20 protein-coding genes and 3 pseudogenes are annotated in these 24,693 nt (G+C 69.5%); 9 read left to right on the plus strand and 14 right to left on the minus strand.

Annotation, left to right across the window (positions count from 1 at the left end; translation table 11 throughout):
- Positions 1–43: 43 nt before the first annotated feature.
- The 4 genes from ADK86_RS12790 to ADK86_RS12805 form a co-directional block, all read right to left on the minus strand.
- Positions 44–1,060 carry a zinc-dependent alcohol dehydrogenase gene (locus ADK86_RS12790; protein WP_053696701.1) on the minus strand — a complete coding sequence of 339 codons (1,017 nt, stop codon included), beginning with the start codon at positions 1,058–1,060 and terminating at the stop codon, positions 44–46.
- Positions 1,057–2,025, minus strand: a complete 969-nt coding sequence (locus ADK86_RS12795) for an inositol monophosphatase family protein (protein ID WP_234345827.1) — start codon at positions 2,023–2,025, stop codon at positions 1,057–1,059. Before ADK86_RS12795 ends, ADK86_RS12790 begins: the two co-directional genes overlap by 4 nt.
- On the minus strand, positions 2,022–3,290 hold the full coding sequence (locus ADK86_RS12800) for an aspartate aminotransferase family protein (protein ID WP_053696703.1): 1,269 nt from the start codon (positions 3,288–3,290) through the stop codon (positions 2,022–2,024). Before ADK86_RS12800 ends, ADK86_RS12795 begins: the two co-directional genes overlap by 4 nt.
- Before the next feature lie 721 nt (positions 3,291–4,011).
- Positions 4,012–4,602 (minus strand): HAD family hydrolase, encoded by a 591-nt coding sequence (locus tag ADK86_RS12805; RefSeq protein ID WP_053696704.1) that lies wholly within the window; start codon positions 4,600–4,602, stop codon positions 4,012–4,014.
- Positions 4,603–4,800: 198 nt separating this feature from the next.
- On the opposite strand from ADK86_RS12805, the gene ADK86_RS12810 reads away from it, so the two are divergent.
- The 4 genes from ADK86_RS12810 to ADK86_RS12825 all read left to right on the plus strand — a co-directional run bounded on the left by ADK86_RS12810 (position 4,801) and on the right by ADK86_RS12825 (position 9,576).
- A complete protein-coding gene (locus tag ADK86_RS12810) occupies positions 4,801–5,559 on the plus strand; it encodes a DeoR/GlpR family DNA-binding transcription regulator (RefSeq protein WP_053696719.1) in 759 nt (252 codons plus the stop codon).
- A 233-nt stretch (positions 5,560–5,792) separates the two neighbouring features.
- Positions 5,793–6,935 carry an MFS transporter gene (locus tag ADK86_RS12815; RefSeq protein WP_053696705.1) on the plus strand — a complete coding sequence of 381 codons (1,143 nt, stop codon included), beginning with the start codon at positions 5,793–5,795 and terminating at the stop codon, positions 6,933–6,935.
- On the plus strand, positions 6,932–7,399 hold the full coding sequence (locus tag ADK86_RS12820; RefSeq protein ID WP_078952018.1) for a PTS sugar transporter subunit IIA: 468 nt from the start codon (positions 6,932–6,934) through the stop codon (positions 7,397–7,399). The genes ADK86_RS12815 and ADK86_RS12820 overlap by 4 nt, the downstream gene beginning before the upstream one ends.
- A gap of 86 nt (positions 7,400–7,485) precedes the next feature.
- Positions 7,486–9,576, plus strand: coding sequence for a UvrD-helicase domain-containing protein (locus tag ADK86_RS12825; RefSeq protein ID WP_053696707.1), 2,091 nt, complete (start codon positions 7,486–7,488; stop codon positions 9,574–9,576).
- A gap of 14 nt (positions 9,577–9,590) precedes the next feature.
- Here ADK86_RS12825 and ADK86_RS12830 read toward each other — a convergent pair whose 3' ends face one another.
- Entirely contained in the window at positions 9,591–11,459 is a 1,869-nt protein-coding gene (locus tag ADK86_RS12830) for a TerD family protein (RefSeq protein ID WP_053696708.1), read from the minus strand.
- 155 nt (positions 11,460–11,614) lie between these two features.
- Entirely contained in the window at positions 11,615–13,144 is a 1,530-nt protein-coding gene (locus tag ADK86_RS12835) for a helix-turn-helix domain-containing protein (RefSeq protein WP_030602329.1), read from the minus strand.
- 112 nt (positions 13,145–13,256) lie between these two features.
- On the opposite strand from ADK86_RS12835, the gene ADK86_RS12840 reads away from it, so the two are divergent.
- Genes ADK86_RS12840 through ADK86_RS12850 form a run of 3 tightly spaced genes read left to right on the plus strand, consistent with a single transcriptional unit; the run spans position 13,257 to position 14,893 of the window.
- Positions 13,257–14,288 carry a hypothetical protein gene (locus tag ADK86_RS12840; RefSeq protein WP_053696709.1) on the plus strand — a complete coding sequence of 344 codons (1,032 nt, stop codon included), beginning with the start codon at positions 13,257–13,259 and terminating at the stop codon, positions 14,286–14,288.
- Position 14,289: 1 nt separating this feature from the next.
- Positions 14,290–14,649 carry a GntR family transcriptional regulator gene (locus ADK86_RS12845; protein ID WP_030602321.1) on the plus strand — a complete coding sequence of 120 codons (360 nt, stop codon included), beginning with the start codon at positions 14,290–14,292 and terminating at the stop codon, positions 14,647–14,649.
- A 46-nt stretch (positions 14,650–14,695) separates the two neighbouring features.
- Complete coding sequence (locus ADK86_RS12850) at positions 14,696–14,893, plus strand: hypothetical protein (protein ID WP_053696710.1); 198 nt, start codon at positions 14,696–14,698, stop codon at positions 14,891–14,893.
- Positions 14,894–14,903: 10 nt separating this feature from the next.
- Here ADK86_RS12850 and ADK86_RS12855 read toward each other — a convergent pair whose 3' ends face one another.
- The 6 genes and pseudogenes from ADK86_RS12855 to ADK86_RS12880 all read right to left on the minus strand — a co-directional run bounded on the left by ADK86_RS12855 (position 14,904) and on the right by ADK86_RS12880 (position 21,050).
- On the minus strand, positions 14,904–15,743 hold the full coding sequence (locus tag ADK86_RS12855; RefSeq protein WP_053696711.1) for an alpha/beta fold hydrolase: 840 nt from the start codon (positions 15,741–15,743) through the stop codon (positions 14,904–14,906).
- Positions 15,740–16,171, minus strand: a complete 432-nt coding sequence (locus ADK86_RS12860) for a helix-turn-helix domain-containing protein (protein WP_053696712.1) — start codon at positions 16,169–16,171, stop codon at positions 15,740–15,742. The genes ADK86_RS12855 and ADK86_RS12860 overlap by 4 nt, the downstream gene beginning before the upstream one ends.
- A 117-nt stretch (positions 16,172–16,288) precedes the next feature.
- A complete protein-coding gene (locus ADK86_RS12865; protein WP_324611387.1) occupies positions 16,289–18,394 on the minus strand; it encodes an iron ABC transporter permease in 2,106 nt (701 codons plus the stop codon).
- On the minus strand, positions 18,391–19,368 hold the full coding sequence (locus ADK86_RS12870; protein ID WP_053696714.1) for an iron-siderophore ABC transporter substrate-binding protein: 978 nt from the start codon (positions 19,366–19,368) through the stop codon (positions 18,391–18,393). The genes ADK86_RS12865 and ADK86_RS12870 overlap by 4 nt, the downstream gene beginning before the upstream one ends.
- Complete coding sequence (locus ADK86_RS12875) at positions 19,365–20,300, minus strand: ABC transporter ATP-binding protein (protein WP_053696715.1); 936 nt, start codon at positions 20,298–20,300, stop codon at positions 19,365–19,367. The genes ADK86_RS12870 and ADK86_RS12875 overlap by 4 nt, the downstream gene beginning before the upstream one ends.
- Before the next feature lie 92 nt (positions 20,301–20,392).
- Positions 20,393–21,050, minus strand: a pseudogene (locus ADK86_RS12880) (class I SAM-dependent methyltransferase).
- Between the two features lie 1,386 nt (positions 21,051–22,436).
- On the opposite strand from ADK86_RS12880, the gene ADK86_RS40765 reads away from it, so the two are divergent.
- Positions 22,437–23,192 carry a helix-turn-helix transcriptional regulator gene (locus ADK86_RS40765; RefSeq protein ID WP_159393845.1) on the plus strand — a complete coding sequence of 252 codons (756 nt, stop codon included), beginning with the start codon at positions 22,437–22,439 and terminating at the stop codon, positions 23,190–23,192.
- Between the two features lie 85 nt (positions 23,193–23,277).
- Positions 23,278–23,529 (plus strand): annotated as a pseudogene (locus tag ADK86_RS44435) (hypothetical protein); the annotation flags it as partial.
- A gap of 182 nt (positions 23,530–23,711) precedes the next feature.
- Here the strand turns inward: ADK86_RS44435 and ADK86_RS43120 are convergent.
- Together ADK86_RS43120 and ADK86_RS45635 are read right to left on the minus strand one after the other, a co-directional pair.
- A complete protein-coding gene (locus ADK86_RS43120; RefSeq protein ID WP_159393846.1) occupies positions 23,712–23,948 on the minus strand; it encodes a hypothetical protein in 237 nt (78 codons plus the stop codon).
- Positions 23,949–24,167: 219 nt separating this feature from the next.
- Positions 24,168–24,589: pseudogene (locus ADK86_RS45635) on the minus strand (ATP/GTP-binding protein); the annotation flags it as partial.
- Positions 24,590–24,693: the final 104 nt, after the last annotated feature.

A 24,693-nucleotide genomic window follows, 5' to 3' on the forward strand; every position in this document is an offset into this window, starting at 1 on the left:
GGCCGGCAGGTGTCCCACCGGCCAAAAGGGCTGCGCGCCGCGGTCACTCCGGTACGAGCACCACCTTGAGCGCCGAGTACGGGGTCCCGGGCGCCGCGGCGAGGGCCGCGAACGCCTCCTCGTGCCGCTCCAGCGGGAAGCGGTGGGTCACCAGCCGCTCCAGCGGCAGCCACCGGGCCAGCTCGATCGCCCGGGGGAACAGCCTGCTGTTGTAGTCCCCGGCCCCGATGATCCGCAGCCCCCGCTGAAGGATCTCCAGCGGCCGTACGGTGGCCGACGCCTTGCTGTTGTAGCCCATGACGACCACACGGCCGCGCGTCGCCGCGTACGCCATGCTCTGCTCCAGCAGGTTGCCGACGGTGTCGATGACCACGTCACCGCGTCCGGCGAGGTCCGGGTCGTCCGGCGGATGCACGGTGACCCGGCCGCCGAAGTCCTCGGCGAACACCGCACGGCACAGCTCCTGCCGGTACGGGTCCGGCTCGGTCAGCAGGACCCGGGCGCCGTAGTACTGGGCCGCCATCGCGCAGACCACGCCGACCGGGCCGCCGCCGACGATCACCGCGGTCTCACCGGCCCGCAGACGGCCCGCCTCGACGTTGTTCAGCGCGCAGGCCAGCGGCTCCACGCCCACCGCCCGGTCGAAGTCCATGTCCTCGGGCACGGCGTGCACGAACCGTTCGGGCAGCCGGATGAACTCGGCGAACGCGCCGTCCAGGTCGAGCCCGACCTCCGTACCGGCCTTGTTGGCGCAGGAGTCCCAGTGCCCGCGCAGACAGGACGGACAACTGCCGCAGTACAGCGTCGGGTTGATGACGACCCGGTCGCCCGGCTTGTGCGCGGTGACCGCGGACCCCACCTCATCGACGGTACCGACCGCCTCGTGCCCCATCACCACGCCCGGCTCGGCGGGGAACTTGCCCACCAGCACGCTGCGGTCGGTGCCGCAGATGCCCGTCTGCACGACCCGCACCACCACGTCGTCGGGCGCCGTGGCCGCCGGCTTCGGGTGGTCGACCAGCGACACCGTGCGCCGCCCGGTCAGGACCAGGGCCTTCATCGCGTACCTCCTGAGGTCGTGGGGGCGGCGCCCGGAATGTCCCACCGGATGGCGCCGAGCAGTTCCTTGTGCAGCTGGGGCGTTGCCGCCGCGACGCACGACTTCTGGTTCATCGGGCCCAGGTCGAGCAGTGCGGTGGTGCCCAGGTCGCCGCCGTACGCGTCGGTGATGGTGACCCCGCTGCGCTGGGCGAGGTAGACCGCGGCGGCGATGTCGTACGGGAACAGGTGCAGGATCGATCCGCGCCCGGCCTCCAGGAAGGCCGCCTCGGTCCCGGGGTGGTCGCGCAGCACGCGGTTGCCGATGTCCACGTACGCGTCGAGCTGACCGGTGATGATGCGCGAGATCGAGAACGTGGCGCTGTTGAAGACGAAGACGCCGCCGGTGTTCGCGGACCGGTCCACCAGGTGTCCGTAGGCCGCCGTCATCAGGTGCATCGGATGGCCGTTGAACTCGATCGACCAGAACATCTTCGCCGGGTCGGTGGTACGGCTCAGTCGCGGCAGCGCGTGCGGGAACCCGCCGTACGACAGCCCTTCGTCGTCGCCGTGGATCCAGGCGCCGGACTTGATCTCCAGCAGATGGGCCGCGGTGACATCGTCCAGCGTGGGCGCGGACGACGTCAGCGGCGCCGCCGCGATCGACACCATGCCCATCTCCAGGCCCGCCGAGGTCGGCCGGGTGCCGTCGATGGGGTCCACGACCAGCACGTACTCCGGGTCGGGTGCCAGCTCGACCAGCGAACCGTCCTCCGTGTAGAGCGCGAGCGGTACGTGGGCGTGCGCGCGCAGATAATCCAGTACGGCGCGCTCGGCGACCTCGTCCACGTCGAACTGGGCGTCGCCGCCGGGCGAGTCACCGTGCACCTGCCGGACGGGTCCCCGGTCGGCGTACGCCATCAGCTCGGCTCGGACGTGCCGGCCGAGACCGGTCAGCAGCTTCTTCATCGGTGTCGTCGGCGTCATACGGACAGCTCCGCGCGGAACAGGCTCTCCAGGCGGTCGCACAGCAGCTCCGCCTGGTCGAGGGTGAGGATCAGCGGCGGCCGGATCTTGAGCACATTGCCGTAGCCGTACCGTGAGGTGCGCAGGATCAGGCCGTGCTGCCCGGCCGCGCCCGCCAGGTGGTTGGTCAGCTTGACGGCGGGCTTGCCGTCCGGGTGCGCGATCTCGAAGCCGATCATGAGGCCGACCCCGCGCACGTCCACGATGGCCGGGTAGCGGGTCCGCATGTCCGCGAGCCGGCCGAGGATGTAGTTGCCGGTGGCCCGTACGTTGGCCAGGAACTCCGGCTGCCGGACGATGTCGAGGGTGACATTGGCCGCCGCGGCCGCCAGCAGGTTGGCGCCGTAGGTGAAGGAGTGGTGCTCGGCCGGCAGACCCGCCAGCCGCTCGTTCGTCAGGATCGCCGCCACCTGGGCGCCCGAGCCGCCCAGCCCCTTGGCGGTGGTGATCGCGTCCGGCTCCACGTCGAAGTGCTGCGCCGCGAACATCCGCCCCGTACGGCCGATGCCGGTCTGGATCTCGTCGAAGATCAGCACGATGTCGTGCTCGTCGCAGAAGGCCCGTAACTTCGGGAAATAGCCGTCCGGCGGAACGATGTTGCCGCCGTTGCCGGAGATCGGCTCGACGATGACGGCGGCAACTCGACCGGTGCTGGCGTACTCCAGGAAATCCTCGATGCGGTCGACGCACATCATCCCGCAGGTGTCCGGCCGCTGCCCGTAGAAGCAACGGAAGCAGTACGGGTCCGGCACCTGGAGGGTGCGCGGAAAGAGCGAGGGGAACGGCTCCTTGCGGAACGCGTTGCCCGACATCGAGGTCATCATCATGGTCTGCCCGAGGTGGCTGCGGAACAGGGAGATGACCTCCGAACGCCCCGTGGCGTGCTGCGCCATCTTGATGGCGCCCTCATTGGCGGTCGAGCCGCCGGAGACCTTCGGATGCACCTTGGTCAGGTTCCCGGGGGAGACCTCCACGAGCCGGCGCACCAGCCCGTTGACCGGCTCGCTCTGCACGGACGAGGTGAGATGGGCGAAGACGTCCAGCTGCTCCTTCATCGCCGCGATCACGGCCGGATGGGAGTAGCCCAGGCTCAGGTTGAAGGTGGCGGAGGCGCAGTCGAGGTATTCGTTGCCGTCCTCGTCGTACAGGAAGACCCCCTCGCCACGGACCATCTTCCGGGCGCTGACCGGGTAGTAGAGCAGATCGCGGACGTTCGTGGTGTCCATGAACGGTTCTCCTTGTGAAGGCATGGTGGTGCCGTGCCGTGGTGCGCGTGGACTGCCGGGGCCGCCGGGCTGCCGGGCGTGCCGGATCGCCGCGTGGCCGGTTGTGGCGTCGTGGGGCGGGCGGCTCCGGCTGTCGACAGGCGGACGCACACCCGCGCGGCCGGACCTCGCCGGCAGCGGTGTGGGATGGATTCGTGCTGTCCGGTGCGCGGCGTGGGCTCGGGAGAGCGACGCGCGGGCCGGACGCTTCAAGCTTTGACGAGACCGACCCTAACAGGGGGCGTGTTCATTTTGGCTGATCGATTGCCAATCGGCTGGAATGCATCAGGCGGGTGTGCGGGCCACATGGTCCGGGGGGATCAGGGGAGCGCTCCTGACCTGCGTCGCGGCGGAGTTGTACGGCAGATCGAACGAGCAATTGGACGTTGGCGCAGTTCCGTCGCCGACGCGGACCGGGCCTTCGACAACACTCCAAGAAGCGGCATACGGAACAGAGCGCCATTCGTTTCGATGCCTTACGCAAAATTCAAACAGCGTTGGTGGGGCTTTGAACGGGGTTTGCGTGGACGTAGGGGAGCGGGGCGGATGGGAGGGGGGCGCGCACGGGGCCGGAAGGAGCGGCCGATTCAACGACAAGGCGCCGGGGCGGGGGTGTCAGGTTCCCCGCCCCGGCGCCGGTATGAGGGGACGCGTGCCGATGTACGGCGCGTACCCGCCGGGCTCAGTCCAACACCGGCCGCAACTGTGCCAACGACGTGAACAGATGACCCCGCATGCCCAGCGCTTCCGCCGCCCGGACGTTGGCGTCCCGGTCGTCGACGAACAGGATGCGCTCGGGCGGCAGGCCGAAGGCCGTACTGCACCATGTGTACGCGCCGGACTCCGGCTTGGCGTGGCCGAGGCGGCAGGAGAAGGCCAGGACCGGGAAGCGCTTCAGCCACTCCTGGTGTTCCTCGTAATGCGCCGCCAATTCCACCGGGATGTTCGACAGAAGGCCGATGGTGGTGCCGCGGTCCGCCAGCTGCCCGACGTACTCCACCATTTCCTCGTCGACCCGGCTCCAGCTCGCCACGTCCGCGGCGATGAGTTCCGCGATCCGCTCCTCGTCGAAATGTGTACCGAGCGCGTCGGCGACCTTCCGCCAATATTGCGTACCGTTCTGGTCGCCCCGGTCGTAAGGCTGCCGCAGATTCCAGTAACTTTCCCAGAACGCGTCACCGCATACCCCGGCCGTGTTCTCCAGCCGGTCGCAGGCGGCCGGTGACTGGTGCCGGGCGAGCACGCCGAACATGTCGAAGAGCACCGCGGTCATGACATCCCCTCCACGAATCCGCTCCCGGCGGCGAGACGCACATGGCCCACCCTGCCGACTTCTACTCACACAAGGTGCGTGTGAGTACACACGTGCCATGGTCGCATGTCAACCATCACCACCTCCGCAGACCTCCGCACCCAACGGACGGAAGGGCGAAAACTCGCACCCGGTGTGTTGATGTGCTACATCAGCGACATGAATGTCTCCGAACGCCACCGGTTCATCCTGGCCCTGCTGGCCGAACGCAACCGGGCCTCCGTGGCCGAACTCGCCCGCTCCACCAAGACGTCGGAGATGACCATCCGCCGGGACCTCGAACTCCTGGAGTCCCGGGGCGCCCTGCGCCGGGTGCACGGCGGCGCGGTCAGCACGCTGCTCAGCGGGGTGGAACCGCCGTACGCGGTACGGGCCATGGTCGGCGGCGAGACCAAGGCGAAGCTGGCCGACGTGGTGGTGCGGATGCTCAACGACGGGGAGACCGTCGCGCTGGACACCGGCACCACCGCCGTCGCCGTCGCGCACGCCATGGCGGGCCGCCGGCTGACCGTCACCCCGCTGTCCCTGCACGCGACGATGCCGCTCGCCGAACACGAGGGCATCCGCCTGCTGCTCCCCGGCGGCCAGGTCCGGCCCGGCGAGCTGTCCTTCTACGGGGAGACGGCGCTGCGCACCTTCGAGGACCTGCGGTACGACACCTTCATCCTCGGGTGCTGCGGCGTGGACGCGGCCAACGGCGCGACCGCCTACAACCTGGACGACGTACACGTGAAGCGGGTGGCCGCGCGGGCGGCCCGGCGCATCATCCTGGTGGCCACCGCGGAGAAGCTGGGGCGGGTGGCGCTCGGCCGCATCTGCTCGGTCGAACAGCTCGACGTGGTGGTGACCGACGCGGCCCAGGGCACGCCGGTGGTGGAGGAAATGCGCGCGGCGGGCGTGAACATCGTCCACGTGTGACGCTCCGTTGCCCACTGCCGGGAGGGTGTCGAGAACCCGCTCACAGCCTTCCCGAACATACATGATGTGCGTTACGGTCACCGATGATGAGCGAATCGACTGCACCAGCCACCGGAGCGCCTGACGGGTCGCCCGGCGGGAGGCCCGCCGGGTCCCCCCTCGCGCCTTCCCTCTCCTCTCCCTCCGGGACACCGCCGTCCCGGCGCCTGCGCACCGCACGCGCCTGCACCTTCATGGCCTTCGCCCTCAACGGTTTCGTGATGGGGATGTGGATCGTGCACATCCCCGCGATCGAGCACCAGGTCGGCATCACCCATGCCGTACTGGGCTGGATGCTGCTCTTCCTGGGCGGCGGCGCCTTCGCGGGCATGCAGGTCTGCGGGGCGCTGGCCGACCGCTTCGGCAGCCGCGCCATCGTGCTGGCCGGCGGCGCCCTGTGCAGCGCCATGGTCGTCCTCCCGGGCCTGGCGGACTCGCCCTGGACCCTGGCGGCGGCCCTCCTCGCCCTCGGCTTCGGCAACGGCTGCCTGGACGTCAGCATGAACACCCAGGCTGTTCAGGTCGAGCGCGGTTACGGCCGTCCGGTGATGTCGGCCTTCCACGCGGTGTTCTCGGTCGGCGGCGTCATCGCGTCGCTCGTCGGCGCCCGCACCATCAGCTGGGACTGGCGCCCCTCCGCCACCCTCGCCGCCGTCGCGGTGACCGGCGTACTGATCACCTTCGCCCTGGTCCCCGGCATGCTGCCCCCCGAACGTTCCTCACCAGCCACGAATCCCTCGCAGACCGGCGCCGCCACCAAACGCCGCACACCCTCCCAGGTCTGGGCACTGGGCGTACTCGCCCTGCTGCTCATGCTGTGCGAAGGCGTGGCGAACGACTGGAGTGTGCTCCACCTCAAGGACGTCCTGGACGCGCCCGCCGCCACGGCCGCCCTGGCATACGGCGGTTTCGCCACCGCCATGACCGTCGGCCGTTTCCTCACCGACCGCGTGGTGGGGCGTTTCGGCCGGGTTTTCATCGTCCGGTACGGCGCGGGCCTCGCGGCGCTCGGCCTCGCCGCCGCCGCACTGTCCCCCTGGATACCCCTGGCCCTCCTCGGCTGGACCCTCTTCGGAATCGGCCTCTCCGGCTGCATTCCGCAGTTCTTCACCGCGGCCGGCAACGTGGACCCGGAATCGTCGGGCGCGAACGTCTCCAGAGTGGCCGGCCTGGGCTACATAGGAATGCTGGCAGGCCCGGCAATCATCGGCCCCCTCACCCACCTCGTCCCCCTGAACCTGGCCTTCTTCCTCCCCGCAGCATTCTGCGTAACCGCAGCCTTCTCCGCGGGAATCCTCCGCCCGGCCCGCAGCGAGTCCCCCCAGGCCAAGACATGACGAGCCCCCGAACCCTCGCCGACTACTTACCCAAACAACAAATCCACCCCCACGCCCAGGCAAGCACCGCCAACGAACTCGTGAAGATCCTGACTCACGACCTCCACGCCGCAGGAACCATCTCCCACCCCCGCACCTTCACCCGCGCACTACACACCTGCCTGACCCACGGCACGCACGGCTTCCACGGCATCGCCCTGCTGACCGCCCGCAACCGCACCGTCAACACCCCGGCGGCAGCCTTCGCGCGAATATCACCGGAACTCGCCTGGCACGGCGCCGACAACCACCAGGTCCGCGACATCTTCCTCCTAACAGCCCCCCACAAACCAAAACCCCACCCCAACTACACCCAGGCATACTCCACCCTCGCCCGCCACACCGCCCACGCCGGCTTCCGCCGCATGCTGGCTGCGGCTCGTACGGCGGACGAACTGTATGAACTGTTCCGCTTGATCCGGTGATCGAGGGCCCCGAGCTCTTGTGAGCCCTGCCGTTCCGGTAGTGGGGCGCCTTATGATCGCTGCACCGCGTACGAGGGGGGCTCGGGATGGCGGCAGGCGGATCGGCGTCGCGGAGGGCGCAAGAGGCGCGGCGACAGGAGCGGCTGCTGCGGGAGCAGTGGCAGTCCGCCCGCCGGCAGGCTCAGCAATGGGAAGCGGCGAGCGAGGGCGAACGGCGGATCGCGGCGCAGCTGCTGGTGCTGACGGAGCGCGGGTGGCGCCTGCTCGTGGACCGTCGATGGCCGGGGACCCGCACCGGCAATGTGGACATGTTGCTGGTGGGCCCCGGCGGTGTCTTCGTCATCGACGTGAAGAACTGGCGCTCTGCGCCCGAGGTATCGGACGGGAGACTCTGTGCCGGAGGCGAGCGGCGGGACGAGCACGCGGCAAAGCTGCTCGCGGTGACGAAAGCCGCCGAAAGCGCGGTCGCGTCGCTGGGTATGTCTCCCGTGGCGGTTCAGCCGCTCATGGTGTTCGCGGGGCACCGGGTCGACACCGCCCTCGGCCGTATCCGGCTCCTGGGGGAACACGAGATCGGTCCTGCGCTGCTGTCGGAGTGCCGCAGACTGCGTACGGAGTCGGTCCGTGCGATGGCCGACCACCTGGAACGGGTCTTCCCCGATTACGAAGGATCGGCCGTCACGAACAAGGCGCCACCGACACCCGTGACCCAGCAACAGGTCATGGCCGACGGCCTGTTGGACCTTGAAAGCCTGCGGGATGCGGCGCTGGAGGGGGCGTTGCGGGCCCCGATCGAGCAGTGGATGACCTTCCTGCACCCCGACCAGGTCGCACTGGTGCGCCGCAACTGGTCGGGCCCGGCGCGCATCAGCGGTCCGGCGGGCACGGGCAAGACGGTGGTCGGGCTGCACCGGGCGGTCCACCTGGCCAAGCGCACCGGCGGCCGGATTCTCTACGTCACGTTCGCCAACAACCTGCCCCGCGTGCAGGGCACCTTCCTCAAGGCCATGTCCCCGGCAGTCGCGGACCGGGTGGATTTCCGCAGCCTGCACTCCTGGGCGCAGGAATTCCTGCATGCGCGCGGCGTCCCCGTACGGCTCCACGGGGACAAGGCCGAGACCGCCTTCAGCCTCGCCTGGAAGCACGTCGGGCGCGGTAGCCGCCTGGCCGAGATCGATCCGCGGCCGGGCTACTGGCGGGAGGAGATCGACCACGTCATCAAGGGCCGTGGCATCACCACCTTCGAGGAGTATGCGAGCGTGCCCCGGCGCCGGCGCCGGACGGTCCTGCGCAGGGCGCACCGACAGGCGGTGTGGGAGCTGTACGAGGCGTACGAGTCGCGGCGCACCGAGCGGGGTGTGCACGACTTCAACGACGTGCTCTCCCTCGCGCTGGCGGAAGCGAGGCGTCACGCGGACCGGTCCCCGTACACGTCCGTCATCGTGGACGAGGTCCAGGACCTCACACTTGTCGGCGTCCGCCTCCTGCACGCGCTCGTCGGTGACGCCTCCAACGGGCTGCTCCTCGTCGGTGACGGCCAGCAGGCCGTATATCCGGGCGGATTCCGCCTCGCCGAGGCCGGCGTCGATATCCGCGGTGACCGCGGACAGGTACTGAAAACCAACTACCGCAACAGCAAACAGGTTCTGGACGCCGCGCTCACGGTCGTGGCCGACGACGCTTTCGAGGACATCGACGGCTTGCGTACACCCGGCCGCCGCGAGGTCGACCTCACTTACCACGACGGGCGGGTCGTCCGTGTGACGAAGCCGACCATGGACGCACACGACCAGGCGCTCCTGGATGCCCTGCGCGCCCTGCGGGACGGGGCACGAGCCGATGCCGCCGTGCTGTGCCCGTCCATGCGGGCCATCGACCACTACCAGCGGCTGCTGAGCCAGGGGGACATCCCGGTATGCCTGCTGGAACACTACGACGGCCGCGCCGTCGACTCGGTGAAGCTCGGTACGTACCGCAGGGCCAAGGGCCTTGAGTTCAAGTACGTCTATCTGCCCCAGCACGACGCCGCCCTGGCGAACGAAGCGGCTACCGGCGGCTGCGGCACCACGGGGGTCCCCGAAACCGCAAGGGAACGGGAAGAACTGCTCCGCAGCCAGCTCTTCGTGGCCATGACACGGGCCCGGGACGTGCTGTGGCTGGGGAGCGTCAGCCAGTAGGAGCGACGGGCGGCTCAGTCCGTGATGTCGACGCCGTACCCGCGTGCCAGGGTGCCGAGGCCGTGGTCGTATCCCTGGCCGACCGCGCGCAGACGCCACAGGGGGCCTCTGCGGTAGACCTCGGCGAGCAGCATGGTGCGTTCCGTCGTCGCGGCGTCCAGGGTGGCCCTGGCGAGTGGCGCCCCGCTGCTGCCGGGGGCGGCGCCGATCTGGATCGCGCCGACGTCGCCGAAGGTGGCGGTGCCGTCGATGGCCGCGGCGACGACGATCTTGCGGGTGGCAGGCGGCAGCGAGCCGAGGTCGATGGCGATGCTCTGTTCGGCCGGGCCGCCGGTGAGCAGGCGCACCGTCCCGGCCGGGCTCTCCGGAGCACCGTAGAAGACGAAGTCCTCGTCACAGATCACCTGTTCCTCCTCGTCGAGGAGGAAGGCGACGACATCGATCTCGCAGCCGGCCTGTGGCGCCCAGGCCGCGGTGACGTGCCACTCGGCTGTGAGAGTTCCGGTCGTCACGGGCAGGTCGACGACGCCGCCCCTCGGCAGGATCTGTGGCTCGTACGACCGGGCAGCGGACGGGGCCTGAGCGGTGATCGCCGGCGCGGCGAGCCAGCGCTGGTCGCGTACCGGCAGCTCAAGTGTGGTGACGCGACGCATGCGGCGGTCCGCTTCCCCGCCGGGGAGCAGCAGGACATCCGTGACGCTGGCCGAGAGATTGACTGCCGCCGACCCGCCCAGATCGACGACGCGCGTACGGGCCGCCACGGCGACGGCATGCGTACCACCGAGGACCAGCACCCGTCGCCCCGACAGCGGCTTGCCCGGCGTAGCGGCAGGACGCACGGGGCGACGCGGGGCAGGAACGGGCGCGTCGGAGGGAGGCGCAGGAAGGGAAGGCACAAGAAGGGAAGGTGCAGGAAGAGAAGGCGCTTCCGGTGCGGGTGCGACGGCGGCAGCCGCTCCCTCATGGGGTGTTCCGGGCCGTACGTCGGCCAGCAGACGAAGGAACGTCTGCTCGTCGATGACCGGCACTCCTTCGGCGACCGCACGCCGGGCCTTCGCCGCTACGGACGCGGGCTCATTGCTGACCAGAGCGCTGGTGTGCCGGCTGACGGACTTCATCATGTTCAGCCCGGCGGAGACGCCCCGTGCGACCAGTTCGGCGCGGGAGACAGCCGTCGAACCGGTGATCGCGATCTTCATCCCCTGCCGGAGCGGCCCACCGGGGATCAGGCGCCCCGGGTTGTTGTACGCGCAGGGTGTCTTGGGCGGCTGCGGCACGAACGACGGGTCCTGCCGCGGCGGACAGGGGACGAGCGGCAACGGCAGACCGAGCCGCGCCGCATCGCGCAGCGAAGCCCGCAGGATCCCGGCCAGCACACGGGTGTCGTCCAGCGCGTCGTGCGCGCGTTGCTGCGGCACGCCGTAGTGGGCGGCGAGGGTGCCCAGCTTCATGTCGTCCGTCGGCGGATCCACCTGACGGCTGAGGGCCAGCGTGCAGAGACGCTGCGACACCGGCAGCCACATCCGCGCGCGGGCGAATTCATGAGCCAGGAAGTCGTAGTCGAACTGGGCGTTGTGGGCCACGAAAACCCGGCCCCGGAGCATCTCGGCGATCTTCCCGGCGACCTGGTCGAAGGTCGGCGCTCCCCGCAGCCGCTCGGCGGTCAGCCCGTGCACGTCCACCGGCCCCGGATCACACCCGGGGTTGAGCAGCGTCGAGAACTCCCCGGTCCGCTCGCCGTCCCGGCCGACGGCCACCACCGCAACGGACAGCACCCGGTCCCGCCTGGCGATGAGACCGGAGGTCTCGACGTCGACCAGGGCCCAGTCGTGGGCGTAATCGCCCATGGCGGATAGGCCGAGACCGCTGGTGGAGAGACTCATGAAACCTAGGATGATCCGATATGCGCCCTTGCTTCAACCTTCATGCACGTTGCTCTTGTCGGAGCCGGCCATTCGGCAGCGGGTAGCACCCCGGGCCTCCGGAACCAGTCGCCCAAAGGCCCGGGAGGCATCACCACCGCCTCCGCACTCTCCGGTCAGATATCCCGGAAAATCTCAATCTGCGCCCCCACGGAATTCAACCGCTCCGCCAGATCCTCATACCCCCGATTGATCACATACACATTGCGCAGCACCGACGTCCCCTCCGCCGCCATCATCGCCAGCAGGATGACGACCGCGGGGCGCAGGGCCGGGGGGCACATCATTTCTGCGGCGCGCCAGCGGGTGGGGCCGTCGATGAGGACGCGGTGCGGGTCGAGGAGTTTGACCTGGGCGCCGAGGCGGTTGAGGTCGGTGAGGTAGATGGCGCGGTTGTCGTAGACCCAGTCGTGGATGAGGGTCTGGCCCTGGGCGCTGGCCGCGATGGCCGCGAAGAAGGGGACGTTGTCGATGTTCAGGCCGGGGAACGGCATCGGGTGGATCTTGTCCAGGGGGGCCTGGAGCTTGGAGGGGCGCACCGTCAGGTCGATGAGGCGGGTGCGGCCGTTGTCGGCGGCGTACTCCGTGCTGCGCTCGTGGTTGAGGCCCATCTCCTCCAGGACGGCGAGTTCGATCTCCAGGAACTCCACCGGGACGCGGCGGATGGTCAGTTCGGACTCGGTGACCACGGCGGCCGCCAGCAGGCTCATCGCCTCGACGGGGTCCTCGGACGGGGCGTAGTCCACGTCGCGGTCGATGTGGGCGACGCCGTGCACGGTCAGCGTGGTGGTGCCGACGCCCTCGACCCGTACGCCCAGCTCCTCCAGGAAGAAGCACAGGTCCTGGACCATGTAGTTGGAGGAGGCGTTGCGGATGACGGTGACGCCGTCGTGGCGGGCCGCGGCCAGCAGCGCGTTCTCGGTGACGGTGTCGCCGCGCTCGGTCAGCACGATCGCGCGCTTGGGGGCGACGGAGCGGTCCACGACGGCGTGGTAGGTGCCCTCCGTCGCGGTGACCTCCAGGCCGAAGTGGCGCAGCGCCGTCATGTGCGGTGTGACCGTACGCGTACCGAGGTCGCAGCCGCCCGCGTACGGGATCTTGAAGTGGTCCATGCGGTGCAGCAGCGGACCGAGGAACATGATCACGCTGCGGGTGCGGCGGGCCGCCTCCGTGTCCATGGCGTCCAGGTCCAGCTCGGCCGGCGGCACGATCTCCAGGTCGTTGCCGTCGTTGATCCAGCGGGTGCGGACGCCGATGCTGCCCAGCACCTCCAGGATCCGGTAGACCTCCTCGATGCGGGCCACCCGGCGCAGCGTGGTGCGGCCCGCGTTGAGGAGCGTGGCGCACAGCAGGGCCACGCACGCGTTCTTGCTCGTCTTGACGTCGATGCTGCCGGAGAGGCGGCGGCCGCCGACGACGCGCAGATGCATGGGACCCGCGTACCCGAGCGAGACGATTTCACTGTCCAGCGCCTCGCCGATCCGGGCGATCATCTCAAGGCTGATGTTCTGGTTGCCGCGTTCGATGCGGTTGACCGCGCTCTGGCTGGTGCCGAGAGCCTCCGCGAGCTGCGTCTGTGTCCAGCCCCGGTGCTGCCGCGCGTCGCGGATGAGCCTGCCGATGCGTACGAGGTAGTCGTCTGCCATGAGGTAGACGGTATCTCAGATATGAGATCAGCGAGTAATCGGGTGGTGGGGGATGGGTGTTGACTGGCTGGCCAGCTTGTTCTACAACTATGCGAACAAAGGGGGAGTGCCGATGAACTTCTTGAACGCCACGCAAGCCCGCCCCGCCGCCGGACCGCCCGCGCTCCGCCCCTGGCGGGCGCTGGTCGCCGTACTGCCGTTCCTGGCCGCCGTCGCGGCCGTCACCGCAGTCTTCTGGTCCGTACGGGACCGGATTCCCGAGCCGCTGGCCATGCATTTCACTCCCGACGGCACGAGCGACGACTTCGCCACCGCCTCCGACTTCCTCACGGTCATGCTGGGCCTGCCAGTCGTCCTCGGCGCGTCCATCGGCGTACTGGTGCTGCGCGATGCGGCCGCGGGCGCCCTGCGCGGGGCCATCGCCACCGGCTACGCCATGGCGGGGCTGTTCGGCTGTTTGGGCGTATCGCTGCTGCTGCAGAACGTGGACGCGGACGACGCTGCCGCGGTCCGATTCCCGCCGTCGTACCTGGGCCTGGCCCTCGGTGTGGCGGCCCTCGCCGCGGTGGTGGGCCGGCTGTGCGCGGGCCGCGACCGGGTACGGGCGGACGAGGTGGCCGGGCCGGCACGCGCGACACCGACGCTCGGCCTCGCGGACGGCGAGACCGCCGGCTGGTCGCGGACCGTCGGCTCGCCCACCCTGGTCGTGCTCGGCCCCGGGCTCCTCGCCCTCGGTGTGCTCATCGGCCTCGCGATGAACTGGGTCGGCGCCGTGGGCTTCGCCGTCGCGGCCCTGTCCTGCCTGGTGTTCGCCGGCATACAGGTCACCGCCGACCGCCGGGGCCTGACCGTCGCCTCGCCCCTCGTACCGCGCCCCCGCCTGCGCATCCCGCTCGCGCGCATGGAGGAGGCCGGCGTCCAGCAGATCAGCCCGCTCGGCGACTTCGGCGGCTGGGGCTACCGCCTGGGGGGTGGGCGCAGCGGCATCGTGCTGCGCCGCGGCGAGGCGCTGGCGCTGCGGCTGACCAACGGCCGGGTCTTCGTGGTGACCGTCGACGACGCGGCCACCGCCGCCGCGCTCCTCAACGCCCTGCTCACCCGGGAGCGCGAGAAGCGCGCCACAAACCCCGACCAGGAGGACTGACGTGCTCTTCCGTGTCGACCACGCCTCCCCGGTCCCGCTCGGCGACCAGATCGCCGCCTCGGTACGCGGCGCCCTCGCCGACGGCTCCGTACAACCCGGCGAGCGCCTGCCCGCGGCCCGTACGGTCGCCGAGTCCCTGGGCGTCAACGTCCACACCGTGCTGCGCGGCTACCAGCGCCTGAAGGACGAAGGCCTCATCGACCTCCGCCGCGGCCGCGGCGCCGTCGTCACCGGCCACGCCTCCCCGGCCCGCGCCCGCCTCACCGAACACGTGGGCCAACTGGTGAGCGAAGCCCGCACCCTCGGCCTCAACGACGAGGAGGTCGTGGCGTTGGTGCGGAGTGGGTTGGCGATGGGGTGAGGAGCCCACCCTCCGCCCGCCGCCTGAGCCACTGCGCCGATCAGGGGTGCTCGCGTTCCTGGTCGACATTCCGCCGGCCGCGCTCGGCTTCCGTGCCGAAGCCCGCCTATGGCTGTCCGTACAGCCCTCCCAGATAACAACCGTGGTGACGGAACGCATCGCCGCCCTCGACGCGATCCGCGCCATCGAGACAGCCCCGGTCATCCGCACCGTAAAGCGCGCCGGGACCCTGCTGCTCCCCTGAAACCCCGCTCTCACTTCTGCAAGAACGCCAGCACCTCGTCCGTCTGCCCGAAGATCGCGTGTCCGACGCCGGGCAGCAGTCGTACGGTCGCGTCCGGGACGTTGTCCTGTATGCGCCGGGCCGTGCCCGCCGAGTCGAAGAGTGCGTCGTCGGTTCCGGCGATCAGGAGGAGCGGGATGTCCAGGCCGCGCAGCTCGTCGTCGGGGAACACCGGGAGTTGCTCCGTGCGCGGCTTGAACTGCTGGAAGGTCAGCACCACTTGGTCGAGGACGGGGGCCGCCTGCGGTGTGTTCAGGCCGGTGGCGCTCCGTGCGGAACGGAGCATGCCCCGGCGTCCGAACGGGCGCAGGAGCAGGGCCTTGAAGAGCAGGCCCATCCGTTGTTTCCCGACGCCGCCGGGGCACAGCAGGGCCAGGCGCGTCACCCGGCCGGGGCGGCGGGTGGCGTGGTCGAGGGCCATCCAGCCGCCGAGGGAGGTGGCGACGACCGCGGTGGTTCCGATGTCCAGGCCGTCCAGTACGTCGTCGAGCCACTGCGCGTACGCGTCGGAGGCCAGGGGCGGGCGGGACGGGGCGCTCAGGCCCGGTTCGCCGATGAGGTCGACCGCGTACGTACGGAAGTGCTGCGACCAGGTGGCGATGTCGCCCTGCCACATGCTCGTGTTGGCGCCCGAGCCGTGCAGCAGGACCAGCGGCGGAGCCTCCTTCGGGCCGGAGGCGACGACGAAGGTCTCGCCTTCGCGGGTCGGTATCCGCAGGTGCTCGGCGGGGACGGGCCAGGCGGCCAGTGCTTCCTGGTAGCGCTGCCGGAGCTGTTGTTCGCCGGCTGCGGACTTGTAGATCGTGCTCATGAGTCGAGCACCCCCTCGATGTAGTCGAACAGCCGGGCCGTGTCGGCCAGGCCGCCGAGAATGATGACCTTCATCCGGGCCCGCTCCGGGTCGTACGCCGTCTCGATCCGCAGGGGCCGCTCGCCGTGGCCGCGGTGGGCGACCGAGGCGGTCAGCAGGGTGGCCACCCGGTCGGCGCTACGGGCGTCGACCGCTTCGATCTCCACGATGCTCGACACCTCGCTGTGCCGCGGCCCGCCGGCCGGGTCGCCGGGCGCGGCGGGGGCCGGGCGGCCGGTGAAGGCTTCCAGGTCCTCGTGCGCGATCCGGTACTGCTTGCCGATGCGGACGGCGGCGAGGCGCCCGTCGCGCACGTAGTTGCGGACGGTGCGTACGTGCAGGCCCAGGCGCTCGGCGACTTGTTCCACGGAGTAGAGGCGGTCGGTCATGAGAATACCCTAACCTTCCCTATGGAGGGAGTGATAGGGAAGGTTAGGGTATTCAGTAGGGAGGTTTGAGGAATCTCGGCGGCCTCGCGCGCGGACAGCGTGGCCGGCGCGGCCGCCCTACCCGCCCCCGCCCCGCGTCCGCACCAGCAGCCACAGGAAGTACGGCGTCCCGATGACCGCCGTGAGCAGCCCGGCTCCCAGCTGCGCCGGTGCGATGACCGTCCGGCCCACCACGTCCGCCGTACCCACCAGCGCCGCGCCCAGCAGCACCGCCACCGGCACCACCCGTACGTGCCTGCGGCCCACCAGGGCGCGGGCGGCGTGCGGGGCGACCAGGCCGACGAAGGCGATGGTTCCGGACGCGGCGACGGCCGCCGCGCTCAGCAGGACGCCCAGCGTCAGGAGGCCGAGGCGCGCCCGGGGCACGCCTAGGCCCAGGAGCCTCGGGGTGTCCTCGTCCAGGGAGATCAGGTCGAGTTCGGTGCGCCGTGCGACCGCCACGGCGAGTCCTGCCGCGAGGACGACGGCCAGTGGCAGCAGGTCGGGCGGCGTCCGTCCGTACGTCGAACCGGACAGCCAGGTCAGCGCCTTGGTGGCGTTGAACGGGTCGGTCAGGACGATGAACAGGCTGATCAGGGCGGCACTCGCGGTGGCGACGCCCATACCGACCAGCACCAGGCGGTTCTGCCGGAAGCCGCCGCGCGCGGACAGCCCGAAGACGAGCGCGGCGGCGAGGGCGGCGCCCGCGAACGCGGCGGCGGCCAGACCCGTCGGCCCGGCCCCGGGCACGCTCGTCACGAGGATCACCGCGCCCAGCGCCGCGCCCCCGGAGACGCCCATGACGCCCGGTTCGGCGAGCGGGTTGCGGGTCACGGCCTGGACCAGGGTGCCCGCGAGGGCGAGGGCCGCTCCCGCGAGGAGGGCGGCGAGCACCCGTGGCACCCGGGTGTCCAGGACGAAGGAGACGGCCCTTCCGGCCCTGCCCTGCGCCCAGTTGACGACATCGCCGAGCAGCAGCTTGGAATCGCCGAGCAGTACGGAGGCGATGATTACGGCGATCAGTACCGCCACCAGCGCCCCGGTCACCGTCAGGAAGACGGTCCGGCTGCGGATGCGCAGCCGGTCGGGCGGAGCGGCGGCGCCGGTGTCCCGGCCCCGGGTCGCCAGCACCACCAGGAACACGGCACCGACCAGGCTCGTCACCACGCCGGTCGGCACGGCCACCGCCACGTCGGCCGGTACCACCGCCCGCAGCGCGACATCCGAGCCGAGCACCAGCGCCGCGCCGGTCAGCGCGGAGCGCGTCACGCTCGCGCGCGTCCGGGAGAAGCCGCCGTAGCGGCGCGCCAGCAGACGTACGAGAGCCGGGGCGCTCAGCCCGACGAAGCCGATCGGTCCGGCGAGGGTGACGGCCGTGGCGGACAGCAGCGCCGCCAGCACGACGGTGATCACCCGGGTGGCCCGTACGGGTACGCCCAGCCCCCGCGCGGCGTCGTCGCCGAGGGCCAGGGTGTCGACCCGGCGGGCGATCAGCAGCAGCCCCGCCAGCCCGGCGACGGCGAGCGGCAGCAGCCACAGCACTCCGCCGAAACCGTTCTGCGCGATGCTGCCCTGGTTCCAGGCGTACAGCCCTTCCGTCCGCTCGGGGAACAGCAGCAGCAGTCCCTCGGTGACGGAGGTGAGGCCGAGGGTCAGCGCGCTGCCCGCCAGGACCAGCCGTACGGTCCCGCCGCCCAGCCCGGACAGCCCGAGGACGACGGCCGCGGCCGCCAGCCCGCCGACGAAGGCGACGCCGGAGGAGGCGAGCAGCGGCAGCGAGACGCCGGTCGCGGCGGCCAGGCCGAGCGCGAGGTACGAACCGGCGTTGACCGCGAGGGTGTCGGGCGCGGCGATGACGTTGCGGCTGACGGCCTGGAGCGCGGCGCCCGCCATGCCGAGCGCCGCGCCGACCAGGATTCCGGCGGTCATGCGCGGCAGCCGGGAGGCGACGACGACGGAGGCGTCCGCCGCGTCGGCCTGCCCGGTGAGCGCCTTCCACACCGCCGCGGCGCCGACGCCGGAGGTGCCCTGCGCGATGTCGACGAGCGCGAGGGCGGCGATCAGCAGGACGAGCCCGGCCGTCACCGCGACCGCGCCGCGTCTCCGGGACGCCGCCGTGGCGGTGGGGGCAGGGAGAGCGGTGGTGGTGACGGCCATGATCTTCGGTGCGGGCCTCGTCGTCACTTCGTCAGCGCGGCGACTACGGAATCGACGTACGACTCCATCGACCCGGTGCCGCCGAACATCCACACACCGTCGGGCAGCCGGTGCACCCTGCCCGCCTTCACGAACGGCAGCGACTTCCACACCGCGTTGTCGGCGAGCACACCGGTGAACGGCGTGGCGCTCCGGTCGTCGTCGCTGCCGATGTACGCGAACTCCACGTCACCGAGCTTGGTCAGCCCCTCGACGTCGGTCTTGCCGAGCCCGTAGGCCGGGTCGCCCTTCACCGACCAGGGGTTCTCCAGCCCGAGCTTCTCGTTCACCGCGCCGAGCAGCGAACCGGCGGTGTACGGACGGATCGTCACCTGACTGCCCTGCACATAGCCGTCCGCGAAGGCGAACTTCGTGCCCTTGCGCCCGGCCTGCTCCAGCTTCCGCCGGCCCTCCGCGAGCTTCGCCTCGAAGCCCTTCTTGAGCGTGCCGGCCCGCTCCGTGGTGCCCGTGGCCTTGGCGATCAGGTCCAGGTCCTCGGTCATCTGGCCGATCGGATCGGCCGCGTCGGCGGCCTTCAGCACCAGCACCGGGGCGATCTTCCGCAGCTGCGTGACGGCGGCCCGGGGCAGGTCGCTGGTGGCGACGATCAGATCGGGCGCGAGCGCGGCGACGGTGTCCATGCTCGGCTCGCCGCGGGTGCCGATGTCCTTCGGCTCGTTCTTCAGCGGTACGGCCCTGTCCCAGGACTTGTACCCCTTGACGTCGGCGACACCGGCCGGCGCGACGCCCAGCGCGGCCAGGTGCTCGACGACGTTCCACTCGGTGCCGACGACCTTCTTGGCGGGCCCGTCCAGCTCCACCTTCGTACCGGACGCGTCGGTGAGGGTGATGTGCCCGGAGGACTTCTTCGCCTCGTCGGCGGCGGGCTGGGTGGTACCGCACGCGCCCAGGGTCAGGGCGGCGGCGGTGGCCGCCGCGACGGTGAGCAGGAGTCGTCTCATGAGGTGGCACCGAGCCTTTCGCTGTGCGCGTCGCGCGCGTCGTGCTTGTCGTTCCGGGGGGTGTGGCGGGCCCGCGGTGTGTCCCGGTCCGGCGTCCGCCGGGTGTGATGCCGGCCGATCGCGCGGGTGCGCAGCCGTCCTGTCGACGGGTCGGTGGAGACCTCGATCCGGATGCCGTACGTGTCCGACAGCCGCTCCGGGGTGAGGACGTCCTCCGGCTCCCCGTCCGCGATCACCCGGCCCGACCGGAGCAGTACGATCCGGTCGGCGACGGCCGCCGCCTGGTCCAGGTCGTGCAGCACCACCCCGACGGCGATGCCGTGGTCGTCCGCCAAGTCCCGTATCAGGTCCAGGAGTTCAACCTGGTAGCGCAGGTCGAGGTAGGTCGTCGGCTCGTCCAGCAGCAGTACGCCGGTGTCCTGCGCCAGGCAGCCCGCGAGCCACACCCGTTGCAGCTGGCCGCCGGAGAGGTGCTCGGCACCCCGCTCGGCCAGGTCGGCGACCCCGGTCATCCACAGTGCCCGCTCCACCGCCTCATGGCCGCCCGGGTCGGCCCGGCCCCAGCGTCCCCGGTACGGATACCGCCCGAACTCCACGACATCGCGCACCGTCAGGCCGCTGGGCGTGGGCCGCCCCTGCGGCAGCAGCGCGACCCGCCGCGAGAACTCGCGGGGCGTGAGCGCGAAGCCGTCCGTCTCCTCGCCGAGGGTCAGCGCGGCGCTCCGGGCCCGCTGCAGTCGCGCCACGGTACGCAGCAGCGTCGACTTCCCGCTGCCGTTCGGGCCGACCAGTACGGTCACCTGCCCGGGCGAGAGCTGGAGGGATGCCTCATGGACCACGTCGACACCGTCGTACGCCACGGTGACATCCGTGGCGGAGAGGGTGTGGCCGCGGGGGTGCGCGGACTGGGGGAGTTCTTCACCGGCCTTCACGCGGCAAAGGTTAGCCTAACCTAACTTTTGGCCGGAACCTGGCCCTTCGCGAAGCGGGGTGGTCGGCGGCGAGGGCCGGTCCGGCGGACCGCTCAACGGCGCCGCCATACGAGCGTGTACCGCCAGAACAGCCGACGGCGCAGTCGTGCACCGGGCAGGACCGAGTGGGTCTGACGGGCGATGTCGGGGAAGCTCATGTCCGCCGGGCGGGTCATGGCCGTCATCGAGACCGGACGAGGCGCTGTGCGTCCCCTGTTCTTGAGCCAGCCCGTAGCGGCGTTGAGTGGGGCGGCCGCGCTTCCGAGCAGGTAGTCAACCGGCGTTGCCGGGCGGGACAGCCCGAGGATCACGAGAGTTCCGCCGGGCGCCAGATGCCGCCGGAAGGCGGCGAGGGCGTCGGCGAGCGGCAGATGGTGAAGCACGGCGACACACGTGATGACGTCGTAGGAGCCCGCGGGGATTCCGGTCAGCGCGTCCGCGGTCGTGAAGGTGACGGGGACCGACGCGGGGGTCAGCTCCCGCGCCCGGGCGGTGATCTCCGGATCGGAGTCGATGCCGTGCACCGCGCCGGCGCGCGCAGCCAGAAGCCTGGCCAGGTCGCCACTGCCGCAGCCGACATCCAGAGCGCTGCCGAAACGCCGGGGGGAGCTGCCGAAGAATCCACGGGTGGTAGTGGGCGTTGTGGTCCCAAGGGTGAGCGGCGTTGAACTGCTCAAGGGCTCGCAGGGCGCGGTGTGCGAATGCGGTCATGTTGTCACTCCATCAAGCCTGTCGCGGCTGCGTCAGCTGTATGGGTGTGCGCCTCGATCGGGGTGGTCGGCGGCTGGTGATCTGTCGCAGTTAGTCGGCCTGATCGCCCTGACCTGCGTGGACTAGGTTGAGTGAGGCGAAGCTGCCTCTTCTGGTTCGTTCGATGGTCGGTCGAACTGTGATGAGCTGGGCTGATCGGTTCCACTGAGACGCGATGAGGGTGCTCGTTCTCAGTGTTTCTGATGATTGTTGGAGCTCGTAGCCTTAAAGTTCGTGAGGCTCTGTCAGTAAGCTGACAGGGCCTCACGAGACCTCGGCGTCCCACCGCAAGGCGTCAGGACATCCGCGATCCGGTGAAACATCATCATCCCCGGAGAATTCTGAGCCTGGACTCGCCAGTCCCTCGATCGCGGCACGGTCGTGTGCGGCACATCTTGATGCCGAAGATGCATGCGGTGGTTTCGCATCTCTTGTTGCTACTGATCGCGGTGCTCGGTGTCTCACCACCCACCGAGCGCGAGCTCGTTGGACAGGCGTGTCAGAACGGTCTTTCGCTACCTCACGCAGGTGAGCCAGAGCGGACGCGACTTGTTGGGTAAGGCTGGTGAGCGCGAGGCGCACACTCCAGCCGGGATAACCGGCGACTACCTGCGCCGTCCGGGCATCAATGTGACCATCGCCGAGCCGGATGACCAGCGGGCCCACCGTCGGAACCGTGGCCGTACGGGTGGCTGACCGCCTGCCTTTGACGAGGTTCAGCACCGGCGGCGCAGCGCGGTCGAGCGATGCGTCAGCAAGTGGAAACAGTTCCGGTCGGTGACCGGCCGATACGACGCACGCGACTACATCGTCAACGGCACCCTCCCTGTCACCGCGATCCTCACCTGGCTCGGCGACACCGTCCAAGAGTCAGCAGAAGCGACCTAGTTCTCTGGACCGCGACTCCGCCATGCGCATCCACTCAGTGGCGTAAACGCGCTGCCGGGTGCAGTTCGGCCACAATGATAAGACTTTGTCGGCATCGAACATGTAATCACCCTAAGTGCTGCCCAGAAGAACATTTGCAGCCAATCACGGACTCCGCAACTGCGCGTTCGACCTGACCCTGCAGACTTTGCTCGACCCTCGAATCGACACACTGGAGCACAGATCATGTCTGATGCTTTCGATCAGTTCGAGTTCTATGTACGCACGAGGTGCGGTACGGAACCAATCTGCGTTCATACGGGGGACGTGCAACTCTGCGAGATCGCTCGACATCCTAACTACCGGCAGTTCCGCGCGAACGCCACTGTGAGCGCACGAAACTCGACCCGGTCACATCTTTGGGAATCCATGGTCGCCCTCGGTCGCCAATACGAGATGAATGGTGACGACAGATGGCTCATGATCCTCCTGTACTGTCTCATACCTTCACTCCGAGGAAAGAGCTGGGAGATCACCCGGAAGATGCACATCGACATCGAGGACGTTCGTTCCGACATGACCGAGGCTGCGCTTGCCGCGTGGAGAGAGTCAGATCGAAGCATTTCGCCTCGACATGTACCTCACCATATGGTCGGTTCGGCCATCTCCACTGCTTACAAGCGCGCGAAGGCGTACAACCGTGAGTATTCCGTCGATGAAGTGGAGGACTTCCTCCCTTTTGCGGAGTCTCTTCACCTTTCCACCCTCAAGGCATCCTCGATCATCCATGGAGTGGATCAGCGGGATGCGGCTGTGGCCGAGCAGGTCCGAGGGGAACGCTACGGAGCCCTGTTCTACTACTACAACTGCCTAGATGCCGTCATGCACTTCCATGCGGAGATCCGCGCCGGGCGGCATCCAGGGCCGGGAGTCCGCGCCACAACTCCGTCGATGCTGGCACGCATCGGCATAACCGGCCCTAACCATTACTACTACATCTCCAGTATCTATCCGCGGTTCGTAGGGCTTCCGATCGCTGCCGAGATACTCGGTATAGCGGAATCCGCAGCCTACCGAAGGGTGCGGGCAGGCTCTTTTCCTTGCCCTCCCACACGGATGGGAGGCACTTACAAGGTCCCGACGCGAGCTCTCATGCACTGCGCGGACATCCCCGATGACATAGTCCACCCGGATGACGTGGAGAACGGAGCCGCCCACGCCGGCGGTTCCGTCTGAGGGCACTTCAGGTTCCCGTGGCGCCGGCAGCTCTCGCCGGTGCCACGAGACTCAGCCGTACAAGGTCGGCTTAGGCCCATTGCGAATGTTGATCGTCTGCCAGTCGTGCCTGGGATGCTTCGAGGATGAGATGACAGTGCAGCTGACGATCGACTGCTCTGATTCGCAGATAATGGTGACATTCTGGACCGAGGTCTTGGGCTACGTGCCTGAGTCTCCGCCGGGCGGGCACGCAACGTGGCGTGCTTACTGGATGGCGGTGGGGTTGCCGGGGGAAAAGTTGTCGGCCAGTACCGGAGATATCCCGGAGCCGATGATCGATCCCGCGAGACGTGGTGGGCTCGCTTCTACCGGCCCCTCATAACGGCTGGCCGCGCCTCATTTGACGGCCGCAGTGGACGTAGTGGACCAGAGACGAATAGGACACGGAGTAATCGTGCTCGCCCATCAGCTCCGCTCAGATCGCTCGTCCGTGGACTCCGCGGACGAGCATGTCGTCGATCAGACGGATGGCGGGGGTCATGACCTCGCGGTCAGCGGGCCGCGCGGTGTCCAGCGCGAGACGTGGACCGCCCGCTGGGAAACTTCGTAGTGCTCGGCGAGCGCACGGCTGATCATGGTGCCGTTACGGGCGTCATCGGCGATGCGGAAGAACAGTTCGCCGCGGCCTGGGAACAGGCCCTCGCCGGGGTGCCGGGGGTTGGGTTTGGAACGTCCTCGTGGCGAGCTGGCGTCCGCGAGCGCCGGCTCCGGCACCTGAGGAAGTCGGCCTGCGGCCTCGGCGAGTCTGTCCAAAAGGGGTTTGCCGAACCAGAACGGTGGGCCGCAGAGGTATCCGTGCAGGTAGCTGGGCTTTGAGGTGGTTGGCGCGGGCAAGGCGTCGGATGAAGGAGTCGGTTTCCTCTCCGAGTCGTGGTAGGACCTGGACGGGCAGTCGGGCCAGGCGGGCTGACCCTTCGGTAACCGGACGGTCGCTTTCCTCAGCGGTTTCTCCAGGGCCTCCGCGGTGTGGTCCAGAGGGATTGCGTCGATCCCTACCCTGGTCACGCGTTCGGTGCCTCAGGATCGCGTCGATCGCGGCTCCTCGGATGGCGTGGGACAACGCTCCGATCATCCCGTCGGCCCGGCCGTGGAGGTAGGGTCGAGCTTGACCAGGCTGCCCGGCGGGTGATCGTGCAGGGGCAAAAGTATTCTCCATGGTCGCGACCAAGCCCTTCCATTCTTCTCCGTAGGGGAACGGGCGGGTAGGGACGAGGGTGAAGCGGCCCGATCTGGGCGCCCCGCGTGCCGGTCAGAAGCTCACTGGTTTAGAGATTGATGCCCGCGTACACGAACGTCGCAGGGGTGTGCTCGGAGAAGTACTTCAAGGTGTCGGAGACCTCAGCGCCGGCTCGTGTGACCTGCTAGAGGTCTTTAATGGTTGGGGTTACGTGAGGTCGGAGCTCAGTCCGGTTCCGGTGAGGTAGCCGTCGATCAGGTCGGGGCGGTACTGCATCCGCTT

Source organism: Streptomyces sp. NRRL F-5755 (genome assembly GCF_001279365.1).
Taxonomy (GTDB): Bacteria; Actinomycetota; Actinomycetes; order Streptomycetales; family Streptomycetaceae; genus Streptomyces; species Streptomyces rimosus.

Coding starts and splice junctions, on each gene's coding strand:
- ADK86_RS12825 (WP_053696707.1), top strand. CDS start 7,486: ATGGCGGCAGGCGGATCGGCGTCGCGGAGGGCGCAAGAGGCGCGGCGA.
- ADK86_RS12800 (WP_053696703.1), bottom strand. CDS start 3,290: ATGGACACCACGAACGTCCGCGATCTGCTCTACTACCCGGTCAGCGCC.
- ADK86_RS40765 (WP_159393845.1), top strand. CDS start 22,437: ATGATCCTCCTGTACTGTCTCATACCTTCACTCCGAGGAAAGAGCTGG.
- ADK86_RS12810 (WP_053696719.1), top strand. CDS start 4,801: ATGAATGTCTCCGAACGCCACCGGTTCATCCTGGCCCTGCTGGCCGAA.
- ADK86_RS12815 (WP_053696705.1), top strand. CDS start 5,793: ATGGCCTTCGCCCTCAACGGTTTCGTGATGGGGATGTGGATCGTGCAC.
- ADK86_RS12805 (WP_053696704.1), bottom strand. CDS start 4,602: ATGACCGCGGTGCTCTTCGACATGTTCGGCGTGCTCGCCCGGCACCAG.
- ADK86_RS12835 (WP_030602329.1), bottom strand. CDS start 13,144: ATGGCAGACGACTACCTCGTACGCATCGGCAGGCTCATCCGCGACGCG.
- ADK86_RS12820 (WP_078952018.1), top strand. CDS start 6,932: ATGACGAGCCCCCGAACCCTCGCCGACTACTTACCCAAACAACAAATC.
- ADK86_RS12830 (WP_053696708.1), bottom strand. CDS start 11,459: ATGAGTCTCTCCACCAGCGGTCTCGGCCTATCCGCCATGGGCGATTAC.
- ADK86_RS12870 (WP_053696714.1), bottom strand. CDS start 19,368: ATGAGACGACTCCTGCTCACCGTCGCGGCGGCCACCGCCGCCGCCCTG.
- ADK86_RS12855 (WP_053696711.1), bottom strand. CDS start 15,743: ATGAGCACGATCTACAAGTCCGCAGCCGGCGAACAACAGCTCCGGCAG.
- ADK86_RS12840 (WP_053696709.1), top strand. CDS start 13,257: ATGAACTTCTTGAACGCCACGCAAGCCCGCCCCGCCGCCGGACCGCCC.
- ADK86_RS12860 (WP_053696712.1), bottom strand. CDS start 16,171: ATGACCGACCGCCTCTACTCCGTGGAACAAGTCGCCGAGCGCCTGGGC.
- ADK86_RS12795 (WP_234345827.1), bottom strand. CDS start 2,025: ATGACGCCGACGACACCGATGAAGAAGCTGCTGACCGGTCTCGGCCGG.
- ADK86_RS12790 (WP_053696701.1), bottom strand. CDS start 1,060: ATGAAGGCCCTGGTCCTGACCGGGCGGCGCACGGTGTCGCTGGTCGAC.